This is a genomic window from Nocardioides sp. NPDC127503, from assembly GCF_040302165.1.
Taxonomy (GTDB): Bacteria; Actinomycetota; Actinomycetes; order Propionibacteriales; family Nocardioidaceae; genus Nocardioides.
The window spans coordinates 252,557-271,901 of the sequence record NZ_JBEORH010000008.1 but is presented as its reverse complement, the minus strand read 5'-3'; the positions used below and the strand labels follow the sequence as shown (position 1 = coordinate 271,901).

The 19,345-nt window shown below is 69.5% G+C and carries 14 protein-coding genes; 3 read left to right on the top strand and 11 right to left on the bottom strand.

Going from position 1 to position 19,345, the window contains the following annotated elements; all coding sequences use genetic code 11:
• The first annotated feature begins 109 nt into the window (after positions 1-109).
• Positions 110-469, top strand: coding sequence for a VOC family protein (locus ABTW65_RS19425; protein ID WP_350663058.1), 360 nt, complete (start codon positions 110-112; stop codon positions 467-469).
• A 97-nt stretch (positions 470-566) separates the two neighbouring features.
• Here ABTW65_RS19425 and ABTW65_RS19420 read toward each other — a convergent pair whose 3' ends face one another.
• From ABTW65_RS19420 to ABTW65_RS19405, 4 genes are read right to left on the bottom strand one after another with little or no spacing between them, the layout of a single operon-like run.
• Entirely contained in the window at positions 567-3,242 is a 2,676-nt protein-coding gene (locus ABTW65_RS19420; protein ID WP_350663056.1) for an ABC transporter permease, read from the bottom strand.
• A complete protein-coding gene (locus ABTW65_RS19415; protein WP_160025865.1) occupies positions 3,239-3,961 on the bottom strand; it encodes an ABC transporter ATP-binding protein in 723 nt (240 codons plus the stop codon). The genes ABTW65_RS19420 and ABTW65_RS19415 overlap by 4 nt, the downstream gene beginning before the upstream one ends.
• Entirely contained in the window at positions 3,954-4,094 is a 141-nt protein-coding gene (locus tag ABTW65_RS19410) for a hypothetical protein (RefSeq protein ID WP_350663053.1), read from the bottom strand. The genes ABTW65_RS19415 and ABTW65_RS19410 overlap by 8 nt, the downstream gene beginning before the upstream one ends.
• On the bottom strand, positions 4,091-4,651 hold the full coding sequence (locus ABTW65_RS19405) for a PadR family transcriptional regulator (protein WP_350663051.1): 561 nt from the start codon (positions 4,649-4,651) through the stop codon (positions 4,091-4,093). Before ABTW65_RS19405 ends, ABTW65_RS19410 begins: the two co-directional genes overlap by 4 nt.
• A gap of 184 nt (positions 4,652-4,835) precedes the next feature.
• Here ABTW65_RS19405 and ABTW65_RS19400 point away from each other — a divergent pair, with 184 nt between their 5' ends.
• On the top strand, positions 4,836-7,658 hold the full coding sequence (locus ABTW65_RS19400; RefSeq protein ID WP_350663049.1) for a M4 family metallopeptidase: 2,823 nt from the start codon (positions 4,836-4,838) through the stop codon (positions 7,656-7,658).
• A 45-nt stretch (positions 7,659-7,703) separates the two neighbouring features.
• Here ABTW65_RS19400 and ABTW65_RS19395 read toward each other — a convergent pair whose 3' ends face one another.
• The 4 genes from ABTW65_RS19395 to ABTW65_RS19380 all read right to left on the bottom strand — a co-directional run bounded on the left by ABTW65_RS19395 (position 7,704) and on the right by ABTW65_RS19380 (position 13,285).
• Positions 7,704-9,107, bottom strand: coding sequence for a DUF4232 domain-containing protein (locus ABTW65_RS19395; protein ID WP_350663167.1), 1,404 nt, complete (start codon positions 9,105-9,107; stop codon positions 7,704-7,706).
• Positions 9,108-9,248: 141 nt separating this feature from the next.
• Positions 9,249-11,408: a 3-hydroxyacyl-CoA dehydrogenase NAD-binding domain-containing protein gene (locus tag ABTW65_RS19390; protein ID WP_350663047.1), complete on the bottom strand. Its 2,160-nt coding sequence runs from the start codon at positions 11,406-11,408 to the stop codon at positions 9,249-9,251.
• Positions 11,409-11,426: 18 nt separating this feature from the next.
• The gene (locus tag ABTW65_RS19385; protein ID WP_350663045.1) at positions 11,427-12,638 is read right to left on the bottom strand and encodes an acetyl-CoA C-acetyltransferase; all 1,212 of its coding nucleotides are present in this window, start codon (positions 12,636-12,638) and stop codon (positions 11,427-11,429) included.
• Between the two features lie 53 nt (positions 12,639-12,691).
• Entirely contained in the window at positions 12,692-13,285 is a 594-nt protein-coding gene (locus ABTW65_RS19380; protein ID WP_350663043.1) for a MerR family transcriptional regulator, read from the bottom strand.
• A 134-nt stretch (positions 13,286-13,419) separates the two neighbouring features.
• On the opposite strand from ABTW65_RS19380, the gene ABTW65_RS19375 reads away from it, so the two are divergent.
• Positions 13,420-14,568 carry an acyl-CoA dehydrogenase family protein gene (locus ABTW65_RS19375; RefSeq protein ID WP_350663040.1) on the top strand — a complete coding sequence of 383 codons (1,149 nt, stop codon included), beginning with the start codon at positions 13,420-13,422 and terminating at the stop codon, positions 14,566-14,568.
• Here the strand turns inward: ABTW65_RS19375 and proC are convergent, their stop codons facing one another.
• The 3 genes from proC to ABTW65_RS19360 all read right to left on the bottom strand — a co-directional run bounded on the left by proC (position 14,569) and on the right by ABTW65_RS19360 (position 19,319).
• The gene (gene proC / locus ABTW65_RS19370; protein WP_350663038.1) at positions 14,569-15,357 is read right to left on the bottom strand and encodes a pyrroline-5-carboxylate reductase; all 789 of its coding nucleotides are present in this window, start codon (positions 15,355-15,357) and stop codon (positions 14,569-14,571) included. It abuts the gene before it with no gap.
• 66 nt (positions 15,358-15,423) lie between these two features.
• Entirely contained in the window at positions 15,424-15,828 is a 405-nt protein-coding gene (locus ABTW65_RS19365) for a DoxX family protein (RefSeq protein ID WP_350663036.1), read from the bottom strand.
• Between the two features lie 74 nt (positions 15,829-15,902).
• Positions 15,903-19,319: a bifunctional proline dehydrogenase/L-glutamate gamma-semialdehyde dehydrogenase gene (locus ABTW65_RS19360; protein ID WP_350663034.1), complete on the bottom strand. Its 3,417-nt coding sequence runs from the start codon at positions 19,317-19,319 to the stop codon at positions 15,903-15,905.
• Positions 19,320-19,345 lie beyond the last annotated feature (26 nt).

Genomic DNA, 19,345 nt, shown 5'->3' with positions numbered 1-19,345 from the left:
GGCACTCTGCCGCGCCAGAAACAAACAGTCAACCCTGACTTTATATTTCTGAGACGACGTCACCACAGGCGGAAGCGGAACGTCCGGAACCGCTCGTAGCGTCGGCGCCATGGCTATCGCACGCAATCCTCAGTGGGTCATCGACTGTCCCGACACGGCAGCCCTGGCCGCCTTCTACGCACACCTCCTCGGATGGGAGTCCAAGGTCGACGACGACGGCGGCTGGGCCAGCGCCTGGGGCGACGGCGGATCGCTGGACTTCCAGCGCGTCGACAACTACCAGGCTCCGCAGTGGCCAGGCCAGGACGTACCTCAGCAGACGCATCTCGACGTCACCGTCGATGACCTCGACGAGGCCGAGGCAGCGACCCTCGCCCTCGGCGCCACCAAGCACGAGGTCCAGCCCGGCGAGTCCTTCCGCGTCTTCCTCGACCCCGCCGGCCACCCGTTCTGCCTCTGCAGGGCCTGACGCCGAAACGTCACCCGCACCGGCCGAGAAGTCACGTACGCGGATCGAGTCGGCACCAACGTGCCAACTCGATCCGCGGGAGTGACGCCTCGGCGGGCTATTCGACCCGGGCCACCATGGGCAGGCGACCGCGGGTGGTGACCGCGACGATGAGCGCGATCACCAGGGGTAGCCCGACGACCACGATGCCGACGAGGTCCCACGGGATCTCGAGGTAGTGCGCGGCGACGCTGTCGCGCTCCGGCCAGCCCTCGGTGGTGATCGGAAAGCTGATCGCGATCCCCGGAACGAACCCGATCAGCGCGCCCGGGACCGCCCCGAGGAGCGTCACCACCAGAGCGTACGAGGCAGCGACCCCTCGTCGCGTACGCGTCTTGGCTCCGACCGCTGACAGGGTCGCCAGGTCGGGGCGGGCGTCGTTGAGCGCCAGGTGCGTCGCGGTCAGCGCGCCACCGATCATCAGCACGGCCCCCAGGGTGACCAGGAGCAGCCAGACGATCACGGCAGTGTCCGTCTCCTGGTAGCCACGCTCGATCAGGATCGTCGTGGGAAACTGCGCGGCGGCCAGGGCCTCATCGAGGTCCGTCTCGGCGGCGGCGCTGATCCGGGCGTTCTCGATGTAGAGACCCAGGACCTGCGGTTCGACACCGAGCTTCTTCACCATCGCAGGCGTCACGACCGCGTACGCGGGCGCGGTCCGCTCGCCGACGTCGAGGTAGCTCGCCGGCACGTCGACCGTGACGGCGTCGCGATCCGTCTGCTCCTCCTCGGACCACTCCTTGATGACCAGGCGCGCGGACCGCTGCGAGGACACCAGCTTGTCGTCGGTCGTGAACACCACCGCACCGGAGGACCGCAGGGTCTCCACGGCAGCGGCGGACTCGCGCTCGGAGAGCGACCGCGCCACCGCTGCCGGCAGGGTCCCGTCGGCCCCGGCGACGACGAGGTCGCCGAACTCGCCGATGGCGGTGTCGATCGGGATCGCCCGACCATCACCGGTCTCGACGGCGACGTACCGTCCGTCGGCGTCCGATGTCGCGCCGGTCGTGAGTGATGCGGTCGCCCCGGGGATGGCCTTCTCGACCTGCGCGGCGATGTTCTCCCACCGCGATCTCGTCTCGTCCGGGTCGTCATCGCCCTCGGTGGAGCTGTGTCGCGGATGCACCACGGCGTCGCCGATCGAGAAGGAGGGAAGGTAGCTCTCCTGGTTCTGCTCCTGATCGCTGCTGAACGCGATCCCGAGCGTGACCACGCCGACCACCGTCACCGCGATCGCACCGGCAGCCGGCACCGTCCGGGTGCGGTGCCGATCGGCGTCGCGGGTCGCGAACCGGATCACCAGTGGCATCCGAGCACTGAACCGCGCGGCCGCGGACACCAGGGCGGGCAGGATGAACAGCACCCCGGCGACACAGAGCAGTACGCCGAGAGCGATCGGGATCCCGCTGAGAGCGTTCCGCGTGCCGAACGCCGCCAATGCGACTCCCGCCGCCACCAGCACGAGGCCGATGATCGGCGAGCGCCGCGAGGGCAGGCTCTCGGACCGCCGCCCGGACAGTACGCCCACGACGTTCTGCCGCGAGGCGATCCAGGCCGGCACGATCGCCGCGCAGATCGCGGCCGCGAAGCCGATGACGGCGACCGCCAGGACCTGCAGCCACGGCACCTCGAACGGGCCGAACCAGGCCGAGACCTGATCCTGAGCGAGCGGCTGGAGCAGTCGTGCCAGCCCGACCCCGAGGACCGCACCGACGACGGCTGCCACCGCACCGATGACGATCGCCATCCCGAGCAGGACGCGCCGGGACTGACGAGCGGTCCCTCCCGAGGCCGCGATCAGGGCCAGGTCGCGCGCCTGGCGGCGGGCCGCGACCGCGAACGCCGGCCCGGCCAGCAGGACCACCTCGAGGATCACCATGACCACGATGAGGACGAGGACCACGAGCTCGGACGGGTCCGGCGCGCCCATGGGCGGACGGATCTCCTCGTCGGCCGCGCGGGCCGCCGCCGGCGGGTCCATGACGACCGAGCGGGAGAGCACGAAGGCACCCGCCGCGTTCAGGTCCTCGATGTCGGACCAGGTCACCGGTCCGCCCCCGACGAGCCAGGTCGAACGGTCGCTGGTGTAGTCCACCGGCAGGTCCACTCCGGCGATGAAGGGGTCGTTGCGTACGTTCGCCGACTCGACGATCCCCACGACCTTGCGCGTCTCATCGATGTCGCCGTTCGGGATCAGCAGCTCCTCACCGACGCCCGGACCCCGGAACGCGAGGTTGGAGTTGACCACGACCTCGTCCGGGCCCTGCGGGAGCCGGCCCTCGGTCAGCCGGGCCAGCCCGGCGGCGAGCGGATCGTTCAGGTCGGTCTGCAGACCACTGGCCCAGGTGACACCCTTGTCGGTGCGTACGTCGAAGGTCCGGTCCTCGGCCTCGAGCAACGGGCGGTCCCCGATGACGGCCTTCACCCCGGCCGCGTCGAGCGGGTCGGCATCGGACTCATCGAGCCATTCGGACGCGTTATCGGGGTCGATGCCCTGCCGCACGACAGCGGAGCCCTGGACGTCGATGCTCGCCGCAGCCTCGGTGCCGAGCCGGCGGTCGAGGCCTTCCACGGTGTCGACGTCATAGGTCCGGTACGTCACCGCGACCGCGGTCACGCCCGCCACCGGCAGCGCGATCATCAAGATGACCAGCAGGCTGCGCCACTTCGCCCGGCGGGCCTCCCGCTGCCCGATGCGCAGGGCGAGACGCCAGCCGGCCAGACGCCCACTCATGCCTCGACCTCGTCCACGAGCGCCAGGTTCGGCGTCTCGCCGGCCTCGTCGACGACGAGCCCGTCGCGCACGTAGATCACCCGGTCGGCCCAGCTGGCGTAGCGCGGCTCGTGGGTGACGAGCACACCGGCCGCGCCCGCGTCGCAACGCGCACGGATCAGCTTGAGGATGTCCTCGCCGGTCTCGGTGTCGAGGGCCCCGGTCGGCTCGTCGGCCAGGATCAGGCGACGCTCGCCGACGATCGCACGGGCGATCGCGATCCGCTGGCGCTGCCCACCGGACATCTCGTCGGGGAACCGGTCGGCGAAGCCGTCGAGCCCGACCTCCTCGAGCGCCGTCCTCGCGGCGGCCTGAGCCGCGCGCCGACCGGCGCCGTCGAGCTCGAGCGGCAGGGCGACGTTCTCGGCGGCGGTCAGCGCCGGGATCAGGTTGAAGTCCTGGAAGACATAGCCGATCGACGTACGCCGCAGCTTGGCGCGCCCACTGACCCCGGCTTCACCGAGATCCTGGCCGTCGACCTCGACTGAGCCCGACGTCGGCGAGTCGAGACCGCCGGCGATGGTCAGCAGCGACGACTTCCCGGAGCCGCTCGGCCCCATGATGGCGACCAGCTCACCGGCGTACGCAGCGAGGCTGACGCCACGCAGGGCGTGCACCTCGGCGGCGCCGGTGCCGTGGACGCGGCTCACGTCGGTGAGCCGGAGGACGGGTTCACTCATCGGTGGACTCCTTGGTCGAGGTGTTGACGGGCGTGGCGTGGACGCGGCGGCTCAGCCGCTCGCGGGCGTCGGCGAGCCAGCGATCGCTGTCGTGGCTGAGGCGGCGCAGGTCGTGGGCGAGGGCGGCGTTCATCGCGCCCCTCCTTCGGTGGAGTCGGCGGGCTCCGGAGCGGTGCTCGTGGACGCCGCCCGGCGGAGCCGGGACTCGCAGTGGTCGAGCCAGCGGATCTCGGCCTCGGCCGCGAAGATCAGTCGATCGAGGACCAGTCCGCCGGCGAGGTCGTCACCGGCGCCGGACCGCGACTGGCGGCGGTATCCCTGAAGCGCCTGCATCGTCGCGTTGCGCTGCTGCTGGACGACCTTGCCGACGTCCACGCTCGGCACCGCGACCGCCACCGCGAGCTTGATCGCGAGCTCGTCGCGCTGCGGCTGCGTACGCTCCACCGGGGTGTCGAACCACCCCTTCACCTCGACCCTGCCGGCCTCGGTGAGCTGGTAGAGGGACCGTCCCTCCGCGTCGGTCCCTCCAGCCTCGACGAGGCCGTCACGCTCCAGTCGCGCCAGGGTCGTATAGACCTGCCCGACGTTCAGCGGCCAGCTCGCGCCGGTGCGCTGCTCGAACTCGGCGCGCAGCTCGTAGCCGTAGCGCGGCTTCTCCAGCAGCGCCAGCAGTGCGTGTTTCACGGACACTCGATCACCTCCCTTGATTACTTACTGAGTATGTATATACCGAGTATGTACCCCTTCGCAAGACACCGAATTGAGGGAGACGACACCCACGACTGCCTGGGAGACTTCTCCCGCTGGTTCGGGCCGGCGGTCTTGTCGGCCCGTGAATCTCCTCCGGGCCGCTCCCACTCCCGAAGGAGTCGAAGTGTCACCTCGTAGACGCGTCGTCGCCCTGACCGCGACCGCACTTGCCCTCGGCGGGCTCAGCGTCATTCCGATGGCCCCGCCCGCCTCCGCCGAACCCGACCCGATCACGTCCTACCAGGACCGCGCCGGCGTCCCGCTGAGCATCCATCGCACCACCGACGGCACGGCCGACTTCATCGGTTCGAAGTCGGAGGGCGCCGAGCCACTGGGCGTCACCGTCAAGCCCGCCAAGGCGGCCAGGACCCAGCTCGACCGCGCCGGCAAGGCGTTGGGCACCGACAAGACCGACCTGCGCGAGACGACGACCAGCAAGGCCGTCGGCGGCGGGTCGGTGACCAGGTTCGAGCAGTACGTCGACGACCTCCCGGTCCTCGGCGGCGAGGTCGTCATCGGCCTGGACAAGGACCGCGGCCTCACCTCCGCGACCACCAACCTCTCCGACGCCACGGTCGCCGAGGTCACGCAGCCGGACGAGTCCAAGCGCGCGAAGGCCAAGGCAGCAGCGAAGGCCGTGGTCGCCAAGTCCAACCACGGGGCCACCGGCCTCACCGTGAGCGACGAGGGCACCTGGCTCTACGACCACGACCTGGTCAGGGGACCGGAGATCGGCGAGACCAGCGTCTTCCGGTTCTCGGTGACCAACGGCTCCACCATCCGTGAGACCGTGCTCGTCCACGCCGGCACCGGCCGCGTACTCATGCACATCAACGAGATCGCCCACGCCAACCGCCGCATCTGCGACAACGCCAACGTCCGCGCCGCGGCGACCGGTTGCGCGGAGACGAGCACCACGGTCAAGCGGCGCGAGGGCGATGCGCCATCCGGGATCGCCGACGTCGACAAGACGTACGACATGCTCGGCGCGACCTCCGACTTCTACGCCTCCCTCGGGCTGGACCTGACCGACGAGATCGGCTGGTCCAGCGGCGCCACTGGCAAGGCGGTCACCGCCACGACCCGCTACTGCGAGCTGACAGAGCCGGGCTACACGCCACCGTGCCCGATGGACAACGCGTTCTGGAACGGTGAGCAGATCTACCTCGGCCAGGGCCTGGTGGTCGACGACATCGTCGGTCACGAGCTGACCCACGGCGTGATCGAGAACAGCTCGAACCTCTTCTACTGGTACGAGTCGGGTGCCATCAACGAGTCGATGGCCGACATCATGGGCGAGATCGTCGACCACCGCTACGCGACTCCGGGCGACTCCCCGACCGACTGGCGCGTCGGCGAGGACTCCTCCTTCGGCGCGATCCGCGACCTCGCGAACCCGACGACGCACAGCCAGCCCGACCGAATGACCAGCTCCCTGTGGGATGCCGACGACCTCACCTACTACGCCGACGGCGGCGGGGTGCACACCAACAGCGGCGTCGGCAACAAGACGGCGTACCTCATCTCCCAGGGCGGCACCTTCAACGGTCGCACCGTCACCGGCATCGACGGCGCCGACCCGACACTGCAGAAGACCGCGACGCTGTACCTCTACGCGATCCAGCACCTCGTCTCCGGAAGCCAGTACGCAGACCTGCGCCGTACGCTGGCCAACGGCTGTTCCGCGCTGGTGGCCGCCGGCACCGCCGGCTTCACCCTGGACGACTGCGCCCAGGTCAACCTCGCCACCGACGCGACCGAGCTGGCCAAGTCGCCCACCAAGGCGGGCGCGACGCGGCCCGCGGAAGCGCCGAACACCTGCCCCGCCGGGAGCACCGGCAAGGCCTCGATGGCGAACCCGTCGCTCAGCCGCGGTGTCCTGTGGAACCAGGCGCCCGACGCTGCGCAGGGTATCCCCGCCAACGACCGTGATGGCAACGGCTCCGACTTTGGCTGGGATCCCAACCCGGAGACCTACGGCGACCCGACGTCGAGCGGCCTGACGACGGCCGCGATCAACCTGCCAGCCGGCAAGCGGACCTATCTGCGGTTCAGCCACTGGTACCTCTTCGACTGGTACACCGGCAACGTCCCGGGCTATCCGGCGCCGGAGTACTACGACGGCGGCGAGGCGCGCCTGCTGGTCAACGGGGTCGCGACGGCGCTCCCGTCCACGGCCTGGGTGAACGGCCCGAAGCAGAAGCTGCTCCTCAACAACCCCGCCAAGCCGATGACCGGCTTCGGTGGCGACTCCAACGGGTGGATGAGCTCGCGGGTGGACCTGTCCGCCTTCGCCGGGAAGTCCGTCCAGTTCCAGTGGGTCGTCCGAGGAGACCAGACCGTGTCGCAGATCGGCTGGTTCATCGACGGGCTCGAGCTCTACACCTGCAACCCGCAGACGATCGTGAGCACCGCGCCGCCGACGATCAGCGGCTCCGCGCGGGTCGGCTACACCCTGACCGCGACGAAGGGCTCCTGGAGCCCGACCGCCACGACTGTGAAGTACCAGTGGCTGCGCAACGGCGTCGCCATCCCGGGCGCCACGGCGTCGACGTACAAGCTCACCGGCTCCGACCACACCAAGGAGATCCGGGTCCGGGTGACGGCGTACTCCTCGTCCTGGCCCGCCGCCAACCCAGGAGTCCGGGCGAGCGCCGCGACCGCGAGGATCGCGGCCGGCTATCTCACCGCGGCCACGCCGACCATCGGCGGCACCCGCAGGGTCGGCTATCTGCTCACCGCCTACCCCGGCAGCTGGAAGCCTTCGGGGATCACGTTCTCCTACCAGTGGCTGCGCAACGGTGTCGCCATCTCGGGTGCCACCGGGAAGACGTACCGCCTCCGGTCCGTCGACCGCAATGACCGCATCCGCGTCCGCGTGACCGGCCGCAAGGCCGGCTACTACACCAAGACCGCGACCTCAGCGGCGACCAGCACCATCCGCTGACCCGCTCCGACCCGGCGATGGCGGCGCTCAGCCGTCATCGCCGGGTCAGCCCGGAGTGCCCTGAGCCCAGGGACTGATCCGCACCTCGGCCCCGTCGAGGATGTCGAGATCGCTCGGCGCGCCCGGCCAGCTGACCGGGATCCTGACCGGCTTGCCGCCCGGTAGCGCGGTCACCCGGAGATCGGTGGTGACGTCGGGGTCGTTCGCGGTGGACATCGCCTGCCAGTCGATCACCGCCGTCACCGACTCCCCCGCGGGAACGACGACGCGCTCGGGCACCATCGACGGCTCGTACGGCTTGGTGGTCACCCCGGTCTGCGCAGCGCCTGCGGCATTCAGGAACTCGACCCCTGGTACGCCTTCGATCGCGCACGCCTGCCCGCCGGCGTTCCGCGCCCGGATCCACGCCTGCCGCGAACCCGCAGCGGCATCGTGTCCGCCGAAGGTGACCTCGAGATCCGGCACCCGGCACGACGGCGCCGCCGGGTCGGCGGGCCAGGGCTCGGCGTCGCCGAACGGCGGCATCGTCGTCCGCGGTGGGGTCGTGCCACCGACCCATCCTTCGACCTCGCCACCGCGCGTGCCTTGGACCGTGTACGCCAGCGGCTTCCCTGAACGCCCGGGATAGCCGTCGTAGGCGGTGAGCCACCGGCTGACGTCGTCGATCAGGCGGTCGCCCTCGGCGGCCTCGACCAGGACGATCAGCGGTTCGAAGGGAGCCGACAGCTGAGCGGAGGTCACCGACGGGCGCTCGGAGGCGTCCACCACCAGCCTCACCGCGACCGGATCGGGCAGCTCGTTCGACCGGTACCAGGCATGGCCGCCGAAAAGGTCCACCGGGCGCTGCGAGCTGCGTGCGACTGTGGCGAGGGCGGTCAGCGCGTCCTTCGGCGCCCGCACGTCGGCCTTGGCAGGGCTGCCGGCCCCCTCGCCGGAGACGCTCAACGACACTGATGTGGCCCCGGCTTCGCGCAGCGCGACGGCATCGGCGAGCGCGTCACCGACGGCGTCGAACGGGTCCCGCCCGCTCGCGCCCACTGAGCCCTCGGTCGTGCCCAACGTGAACACTGTGCTGATCCGATCAGCGGGTGCATCAGGCACGAGCCGAGCGATCTCGGGCTCCAGCAACCGGAGCACCTCCTGGCCGGCCGCGGCCGCCTCGGCCCCGGACAGGTCGTCCTCCAGGGTCACCTCGACGCGGACCGAGTGCTCCCAGCGGTCCTCCTCGCCGAAGTCCTCCCCTGGAACGCGACGCGACTCGTCGACAGCCACCACGTCGCGTACGCCGGAGACGGACCGCCATTCGTCGGAGAGCTCGAGCGCCGGCGCCTTGGACCCGCCGTCCCGATCCCAGACCATCACGGCCACACACCCGATCACGGCCAGCGGGACGACCGCGCCGATCACGCCCGCCACCCAGAACCCGCGCCTTCGCGTCCTGCCCGGCATCGCCACGTACGTCCTCCTCGGTCTCTGCGGAAGGTAAAGAGTGGCACGGGCCTAACCGCGACATCCCCGCAAATAGCGAACCGGCACGGTTCCTTCACAGGATCCGTGCCGGTTCACCACATTGCCGTGGCTGAGCTTGGGTCAGGCCGGGAAGCCTTCACCCTTCGCCGCGAGGTCGCGGAGGTACTGCGTCGGGCGGAACCGCTCGCCGTACGTCTCGGCCAGCTCGTCGGCACGAGCCAGGAAGGCCTCGATGCCGATCGAGCCGTCAGCGGCCTCGTAGCCTGTGATGAACTGGGCCGCACCACCGGTCTGCGGCGGGAAGCCGATGCCGAAGATGGAGCCGATGTTGGCGTGCGCGGCGGAGGTGATGACCCCCTCCTCGAAGCACTTCGCCGTCTCCAGGGCCTCGATGAAGAGCATCCGCTCCTCGGCGTCCTTGAGCGAGATCTGCTTCTCGGCGACCGGGAACACGCTGCCGAGGTCGGCCCAGATCGAGCCGCGCTTGCCGTCGGTGTAGTCGTAGAAGCCGGCGCCCTTGAGCTTGCCGGAACGACCCGCCTCGATGAGCGGCGTGAGCACCTTCTCGGTGGTGGTCAGCTCCTCGACGCCGGCGGCCTCGCGGGTCGTACGAGCGATTTTGACCATGAGCTCGTGGTTGAGCTCGTCGGCGATCTGCAGCGGCCCGACCGGGAACCCGGCCTGGGTCGCGGCGCGCTCGAGCGAGTAGGGCGCGAAGCCCTCGGCGAGCAGCTCCAGACCCTCCTGGATCTGGGTGCCGATGACGCGCGAGGTGTAGAAGCCGCGGCTGTCGTTGACGACGATCGGGGTCTTCTTGATCTGCTGGACGACGTCGTACGCCTTGGCCAGCGCGACGTCGTTCGTCTCGGCGCCCTTGATGATCTCGACCAGCGGCATCTTGTCGACGGGCGAGAAGAAGTGCAGACCGATGAAGTCGGCCGGGCGGTCGATCCCCTTGGCGAGCTCGGTGATCGGCAGCGTCGAGGTGTTGGAGCAGAGCACCGCGTCCTCGTTGACGAACGGGGCGATCTCGCTGAAGACCTTCTGCTTCAGCGCGACGTCCTCGAAGACCGCCTCGACGACGACGTCGACGCCGGCGAAGTCCTCCGGGGCGACCGTCGCGGTGATCCGGTTGAGGATCTCGTCGGCCTTCTCCTGGGTCAGCTTGCCGCGCGAGACCGCCTTCTCGTTGAGCTTGGCGGTGTAGGCCTTCCCCTTCTCGGCCGACTCGATGGCGACGTCCTTGAGGACGACCTCGGCACCGGCCCGGGCGAAGGAGTACGCGATGCCCGCACCCATCATCCCGGCGCCCAGCACGCCGACCTTCGTCGCGGTGAACTTCTCGACGCCGTCAGGACGCAGCGTGCCGGCGCCGATGGCGCCGAGGTCGAAGAAGAACGCCTGGATCATGTTCTTCGACTGCTGGCCGGTGACCAGCGAGGTGAAGTAGCGCGACTCGATCCGGGTGGCAGTGTCGAAGTCGACCATCGCACCCTCGACCGCGGCCGACAGGATCGCCTTCGGGGCGCGCATGTCGGACTGCTTGAGCTGCTTGCGCAGGATCGGCGGGAACGCGGGCAGGAAGCCAGCGAGCGCCGGCGAGGTCGGCTTGCCACCGGGCATCTTGTAGCCGGGCTTGTCCCACGGCTGGGCGATCTCGTCGGGGTTGGCCTTGATCCACGCCTTCGCGGCGGGAACGAGCTCCTCGGGGGAGGAGACGAGCTCGTCGACCAGACCCTTCTCCTTCGCGGCGGCCGGCTTGAACTTGGTGCCCTGACCCAGCACGTCCATCAGCCCGGTCATGATGCCCAGGAGGCGTACGACGCGGGTGACGCCACCGCCGCCCGGGAGCAGACCGAGGGAGACCTCGGGCAGGCCGATGTCGTAGCGGGCGTCCAGGGCGATGCGGTGCTGGCAGGCCAGCGCGATCTCCAGACCGCCACCGAGGGCGGCGCCGTTGATCGCCGCGACGACCGGCTTGGGGAAGGTCTCCAGCTTGCGGAGGGTCGCCTTGATCGACTCGACCTCCTCGAAGACCTGGGCGCCGTTCTCCGGCCGCACCTGGATCATGTTCTTGAGGTCACCACCGGCGAAGAAGGTCTTCTTCGCGGAGGCGATCACGACGCCGGTGACGCCGTCCGCCTCGGCGTACAGCTTCTCGACGGCCTCCGCCATCGAGGTCTTGTACAGCTCGTTCATGGTGTTGGCCGACTGGTTCGGGTCGTCCAGGGTCAGCGTGACGATGCCGTCGGCATCCTTGTCGTACTTGACTGCGCTCATAGTTGTTCAGATTCCCTTTCAGACCAGCTCGACGATCGTCGCGATACCCATGCCGCCACCGACACACAGCGTGGCGAGGCCGCGCTGCTTGCCCTGACGCTCGAGCTCGTCGACCAGGGTGCCGAGGATGATGGCACCGGTCGCGCCCAGCGGGTGACCCATGGCGATCGCGCCGCCGTTGACGTTGGTGATCGACTCGTCGATGCCCATGTCCTTCATGAACCGCATCGCGACCGCGGCGAACGCCTCGTTGATCTCGAACAGGTCGATGTCGTCGACGGTGAGACCGGCCTTGGCCAGCGCCTTGCGCGAGGCCGGAGCAGGACCGGTGAGCATGATCGTCGGGTCAGCGCCGGAGACGGCGGCCGAGATGATCCGGGCACGCGGGGTGAGCCCGTTGGCCTTGCCAGCCTCCTCGGAGCCGATCAGCATCAGCGCGGAGCCGTCGACGATGCCGGAGGAGTTTCCGGCGTGGTGGACGTGGTCGATCTTCTCGACCCAGTGGTACTTGGCCAGCGCGACGTCGTCGAACCCGGCCTCCTGGCCCTGCTGGAGGAAGGACGGCTTGAGGCCGGCCAGCGTCTCAGCGGTGGTGCCGGGACGGATCAGCTCGTCGTGGTCGAGCACGGTCAGACCGGTCTGGTCGACGACCGGGATGACGGCGTCCTTGAAGTAGCCGTTCTCCCAGGCGGCGGCCGCTCGGGCGTGCGACTGGGCGGCGTAGCGGTCGACGTCCGCGCGGCTGAAGCCCTCGATGGTCGCGATCAGGTCGGCGCCTATGCCCTGCGGGACGAAGCCGGTCTTGAGCGCGGTGTCGGGGTCCTGCGCCCAGGCGCCGCCGTCGCTGCCCATCGGCGCCTTGCTCATCGACTCGACGCCACCGGCGAGGATGAGGTCCTCGAACCCGCCGCGTACGCGGGAGGCGGCCTGGTTCACGGCCTCGAGGCCGGAGGCGCAGAAGCGGTTGAGCTGCACACCGGCGGTCGTCTCGGGGAGACCGGCCTTGATGGCGGCGGTCTTGGCGATGTCACCGCCCTGCTCGCCGACAGGGGTGACGACACCGAGGACGACGTCGTCGATCCGCTCGGGGTCGAGGTTGGGGTTCCGCTTGCGCGCCTCGTCGATCAGGCCGACCACCAGGTCGATCGGCTTGACCTCGTGGAGCGCTCCGGTCTTCTTACCCTTCCCGCGCGGCGTGCGCAGGTGGTCATAGATGAATGCTTCAGCCATGCGCCGATTGTGACACTAAAACTGTCACAGTCAACAGGGTGTTGCCCAAAGCTTCACGACAGATTGCGAGAAATCGTGCGGTTCACCGCGTCCTGGAAGCTCACCACGATGGCCTCCGTGGTCAGCTGCCGCAGCCGCGGGAGCACCTCCTCGAGATGCTCGGCCTCCTCGGGGCTGTGGTGGGTGCGCCGGAACGGGTCGACCACCTGGTCGCGCAGGATCTTGTTGAGCTCGTCCGCGAGCTCCGCCATGAGGCGTGAGGTCGCTGCGTACGCCGCCGCCAGCGCGTCGCGGGGCAGGCCGAGCGCGATCAACTCACGTCCGATCCGGGCCTGGATGTCCTCGGTCGGCTCCGTGGCCCAGGACGTGATCATGGCGCGCTGCATCGCGAGATCTTCCCGGGTGGTCTCAGCGGGGAGCCGGGCGAGGTAGCGCTCGATGGCCTGCAGGGTGAACCCGTGCTCCTGGAGCGCGGTGACCATGTCCAGGCGAGCGCGATGCTCGGGACCGTAGTAGGCCACCCGCCCGCGGCGGATCGGCGGCGGGATCAGCCCGAGGCTCGCGTAGTAGCGCGTCGTACGCACCGACAATCCCGTGGCGGTCGACAGCTCATCGATCGTCATCAGTTCCTCGGTCGTCTCGGTCATGTCAGGGACCGTAGACCAAACTGTTGCGACTTCGCCAGTGTTACTGTCACAGTTGCTCCGTCGCCGACCACGACAATGCGGTCTGCCTCACACTGGTGAGGCATCATTAACCGGTACGTCTACGGAGGAGTGTCATGCCCGAGAAGCCCACCATCTACGAAGCTGAGCACGAGGACTTCCGTGCCACGGCCAAGGCCTTCTTCGAGAAGGAGGTCGTGCCCTTCCACGACGAGTGGGAGAAGGCCGGCATCGTCCCGCGCGAGCTGTGGAAGAAGGCCGGCGACACCGGGCTGCTCTGCTTTGACGTCGACGAGGAGTACGGCGGTCCCGGCATCAAGGACTTCCGGTTCAACTCGGTCCTTCACGAGGAGATGGCGAAGATCGGCGCCAGCGGGCCCGGCTTCTTCGTCCACACCGACATCATCGTCCCCTACATCTCCCACCTCGGCACCCCCGAGCAGAAGGCCCGGTGGCTGCCCGGCTGCGTCTCCGGCGACATCATCACCGCCGTCGCGATGACCGAGCCGGGCGCGGGCTCGGACCTCCAGGGCGTACGCACCACCGCGGTCGACAAGGGTGACCACTACCTCCTCAACGGCTCGAAGACGTTCATCTCCAACGGCATCAACGCCGACCTCGTCATCGTGGTCGCCAAGACCAACCCCGAGGCCGGCGCCCACGGCATCTCGCTGCTCGTCGTCGAGCGCGGCATGGAGGGCTTCGAGCGCGGCCGCAACCTCGACAAGATGGGCATGAAGGCGCAGGACACCGCCGAGCTCTCCTTCACTGACGTGGTCGTACCGAAGGAGAACCTGCTCGGCGAGGAGGGCTCCGGCTTCGTCTCGCTGATGACCCTGCTGCCACAGGAGCGCATCTCGGTCGCCTCGATCGCGGTCGCCGCGGTCGAGCAGGTCCTCGAGCTCTCCCTCGACTACGCCCGCACCCGCGAGGCCTTCGGCCGCCCCATCGGCCGCTTCCAGAACACCGCGTTCACGCTCGCCGAGATGGCCACCGAGGCCTACCTCGCCCGCCTGTTCCTCAACGACGCCGTCACCCAGCTCAACGCCGGCACCGCCGACACCGTCCTGGCCAGCATGGCGAAGTGGTGGACCACCGAGCTGCAGAAGAAGTTCGTCGACCAGGGCGTCCAGATCCACGGCGGCTACGGCTACATGATGGAATACCCGATCGCCAAGGCGTTCGTCGACAGCCGCATCCAGACCATCTACGGCGGCACCACCGAGGTCCAGAAGCTGATCATCAGCCGCCACCTCGGGCTGTAGTCAGGACAGCTCTTTGGAGCGTACGTAGGCGGCGCGGGTGGCCTCGAGGAAGGCCGCCCGCAGGCCGTTCTGCTCCAGCGCACCCAGCGCGGCGGCGGTCGTGCCACCCGGGGAGGTGACCTGCTCGCGGAGGATCGCGGGGTGGGTCCCGCTCTCGAGCAGCTTGGCGGAGCCGGACAGCGTCTGGATGACCAGCGTGGTCGCGTCGTCCCTGGTCAGACCCAGGTGGACGCCGGCCTCGATCCAGGCCTCGGCGACCATGAAGACGTACGCCGGACCGGAGCCGCTGATCGCGGTGACGGCGTCGATCTGCGACTCGGGCACGGTGACGACCTTGCCGACAGCGCCCATCAGGTCGGCTGCGGCCTCGATGGCTTCCGGCGTGGCCTTCGCGCCACCGGCGACCGCGGACATCCCTTCGCCGACCAGCGCCGGAGTGTTGGGCATGACGCGTACGACCGAGACGCCGTCGGGCACGGCCGGCTCCATCGCCGAAGTCGGGACACCGGCGGCCAGCGACACCACCGTGGTGCCCGCGCGCAGCGCGGACGCGATCGACTCCAGCACCGGCACCACGCCATAGGGCTTCACGCCCAGCACCACCACGTCGGCCTCGGCCACAGCCTCGGTGGCCGGCAGCGTACGGATCCCGTGCTTCTCGCGGAGCGCCGCCGCCTGCTCCTCGCGCGCCTCCACGACGATCACGTTTTCTGGAGCGTGACCGGCATCGAGAAGTCCGGCGAGGACAGCCCCGCCCATGTTGCCTGCACCGATGATCGCGATGGTCATGCTCGCCAGTCTGTCAGAGCGGATGACCTGCGGAGATATGGCCCCAGACGCCCATCAACCGCGAGTTCAGTCGCCGTTTCTCGGACGTCTCCACCAGCCGCCGCCGAACAGGGCCCAGACGACGAGCAGGGGTTGGAAGAAGAGCCGGATCAACCGCTTGCCGTCGGTGTCGAGACCGAACGCGTCGACGCCTTCTACATATTGCGCGATGTTGCCGGGGAAGATCGCCACGAAGAACGCGGCAAGCAGCGCTCCGACGAGGCGTCGCTTGCTCGGCAGCAGGACGAAGGCCAGCCCGAGCCCGATCTCGACGACACCCGAGCCGACCACCGTCAGGTCCTCATCGACCGGGAACCAGTCGGGCACCTGCGCTCGGATCTCTTGTCGCTGAGTGGTCAGGTGCGCCACCCCGGCGCCCGCCATGATCACGCCCAGCAGGATGCGCGCTGTAGTCCGCGCGGTCGAGGTCATCGCACCACTGTAGGAGAACGCGCAGGAGCTCGACGGGGTCGACCACTGCTGGTCGACCCCGTCAAGGCTTCACTTCAGAAGAGGTTCTCCACCAGCGGGGTCGGGGAGCCGAAGCGGTGGGCGGTGATCGAGACGGCCTGCTCGTGCAGGAAGGTGAGCAGCTCGACCCGGCCGGCCTCGACGACGGGCTGGGCGTAGAGGGCGACATCGACGCGGCCCTGGCTCGCCTCGGCGAAGGCCTCGCGCGATTCACCCAGGAGACGTACGCGGCTGGGCGCGTGCGGCCCGGAGAGGAACGACGCCCACGCGGCCTCGTCCTCGACGACGTACGTCGCACCGGTCGCGCGGACCAGCGAGGCGGTCTCGTCGTCCAGCGCCGTGGCGACGGACACCGTGACCGGAGCGCCCGCGGCGACACCAGCGGCGAGAACCCGCAGCAGGTGAGCGACCGGTCCACCCTCGTACCGGATCGTCACCGGCACCGGCGAGTAGCGCAGCACGTTGACCTCGGCGGTCAGTCGCGAGACGTCCCGGGCGGCACCGAACTCGCGCTCCCAGGCGAGAGCGTCCGACCCGGCCGCACGCTTGAGCATCTCGATCTCGTCCAGCTGCAGCCGGCCGGCCCAGTCGACGAGCGACCGTACGGCAGGCGCCGGCGTCGCGAGCTCGGTGGCGGGAGCCGACGCCCAGTCGCTGAGGCCGACCAGGTAGTTGGGCCCACCGGCCTTCGTCCCGGCGCCCACTGCCGACTTCTTCCAGCCACCGAACGGCTGGCGGCGCACGATCGCCCCGGTGATGCCACGGTTGACGTAGACGTTGCCGGCTTCGACGGAGTCGAGCCAGTGCGAGATCTCGGCGCGGTCGAGGCTGTGGATGCCGGCGGTGAGGCCGTAGTCCACCTCGTTCTGGATCTCCAGTGCCTCGTCGAGCGAGGAGGCGGAGATCAGGCCGAGGACCGGACCGAAGTACTCGGTCAGGTGGAACTCGGAGCCACGCTTGACGCCGGTCTTCACACCCGGCGACCAGAGCCGCCCGGTGTCGTCGAGCTGACGCGGCTTCACCAGCCACGTCTCACCCGGAGCGAGCGTCGTCAGCGCCTTGAGCAGCTTGCCGGAGGCGGGCTCGATGACCGGGCCCACCTGCACCGTCGGGTCGGTCGGGTAACCCACGCGAAGCGAGGTCACCGCGTCGATCAGCTGGTCACGGAAGCGCCGCGAGGTCGCGACCGAACCGACCAGGATGCCCAGCGACGCCGCCGAGCACTTCTGCCCGGCGTGGCCGAAGGCGGAGTAGACGAGGTCCTTGACGGCCAGGTCGAGGTCAGCGTCCGGGGTGACCACCAGCGAGTTCTTGCCGGAGGTCTCGGCCAGCAGCGGCAGGTCCGGGCGGAACGAACGGAAGAGCTCGGCCGTGTCGAACGCACCGGTGAGCACCAGCCGGTCGACCAGCGGCGAGGCGATCAGGGCACGACCGACCTCGTTCTCCGGCACGTGGACCAGCCGCAGCACCTCCTTCGGCACCCCCGCTGCCCACAACGTCTCGACCAGCACCGAACCGCAGCGCTTCGCCTGCGGAGCCGGCTTGATCACCACGGCCGACCCGGCCGCGAGCGCCGCCGCAACGCCACCGGTCGGGATGGCGAGCGGGAAGTTCCACGGCGGGGTGACCAGGGTGAGGCGTACGGGCACCTGGCGCGCGCCGTCGACCGTGTCGAGCTCCTCGGCCAGGGTCGCGTAGTAGTTGAGGAAGTCGATCGCCTCGGAGACCTCGGGGTCGCCCTGGTCGAGCGTCTTGCCACATTCGGAGGCGCCGACCTCGAGCCACTCGGCCCGGCGCCGCTCGACCTCGACGGCGGCGGCCCGCAGCACGGCGGCCCGCTCGGCGCCGGTCTTTCGGCCCCAGTCGGCCTGGGCGCCGACGGCACCCTCGAGCACCGACTCCACGGCCTCGACCGAGTTCAGCGTGTGGTCGGCGACGAGCTGGTCGCCCAGCGTCGAGGAGCCAACCCGGGCGATGATCGCCTTGCCCCACTCCCGGTTGCCCGGCAGGTGCGGGTCGGTGTCGGGGGCGTTCTCGAACACCCGGGTCAGCGGCGCCGCATCGACGGGCTCACGCCGGTCCTGGATCCGGTTGGGCGCGGGCACGGACTCGTCGACGGCCGCCAGGGAGCGTACGAACCGGTCCTTCTCACGCTTGTAGAGAGCCTCGGAGGAGTTGAGGTCGAAGACGGCCGACATGAAGTTCTCGGTGCTGGCGCCCTCCTCGAGGCGACGCACGAGGTAGGCGATCGCGACGTCGAAGTCCTTGGGGTGCACGACCGGCACGTAGAGCAGCAGGCCACCCACGGTCTCGCGGACCGCCTCGGCCTGGCCCTCGGCCATACCCAGCAGCATCTCGAACTCGACCGAGTCGCGAACCCCGCGCTGACCAGCCAGGATCCAGGCGTACGCCACGTCGAACAGGTTGTGGCCGGCGACGCCGACGCGCACGTTGTCCATCCGCTCGGGCGTCAACGCCCAGGACAGCACCCGCTTGTAGTTGGTGTCGGAGTCCTGCTTGGTCGACCAGGTCGCGACGGGCCAGCCGTGCAGCGACGCCTCGACGTGCTCCATCGGCAGGTTGGCGCCCTTGACGAGCCGCACCTTGATCGGCGCGCCCCCACGCGCACGCCGAGCAGCCGACCACTCCTGGAGCCGCATCATCGCCGACATGGCGTCGGGCAGGTAGGCCTGCAGGACGATGCCCGCCTCGAGGTCGGCCAGCTCGGGCCGGTCGAGGAGCCGCGTGAAGACGTCGATGGTCATGTCGAGGTCGCGGTACTCCTCCATGTCCAGGTTGATGAACTTCTTCGTCCCGGCGGCCGAGGACGTCGCCGCGTAGTTGTAGAGCGGGAGGAGCCGCTCGACCACATGCGCGACCGCTTCGTCGTACGCCCAGACCGCGTGCGGCGCGACCGGCGAGGACACCTTCACCGAGACGTAGTCGACGTCGTCGCGGGCCAGCAGCTTGCGGATCCCGGCCAGGCGCCGATCGGCTTCCTTCTGACCGAGGACGGCCTCGCCGAGGAGGTTGATGTTCAGGTTGACGCCGCGCTCGCGGATCCGCTCGATCTGCTTGCCGAGCCGCGCGTCGGAGGCGTCGATCAGCAGGTGCCCCACCATCTGCCGCAGCGCACGGCGCGCCACCGGAATGACGAACCACGGTGCGACCAGCGACATCAGCGCGCCGAGCTTCACGCCCAGCTTCAGGTGCCAGGGCAGGAACGAAGGGACGTTCCCGGCCAGCTCACGCAGGCTGGCCGCGGCCACGCGTACGTCCTCAGGCCGGATCACCCGGTCGACGAAGCCGACGGTGAAGTCGAGGCCGGCCGGGTCCTTGAGGACATCGGCGAGGCGCTGCGCGGCCGGGGCGGCGGGCTTGGTCGAAGCCTTCGCCAGCCAGCCGCGAACGAGGTGGTCGACCTCGGAGATGAGCGCGTCATTGGTGGTCATAGAGCCGAGTATGCGACCGAAGTCAC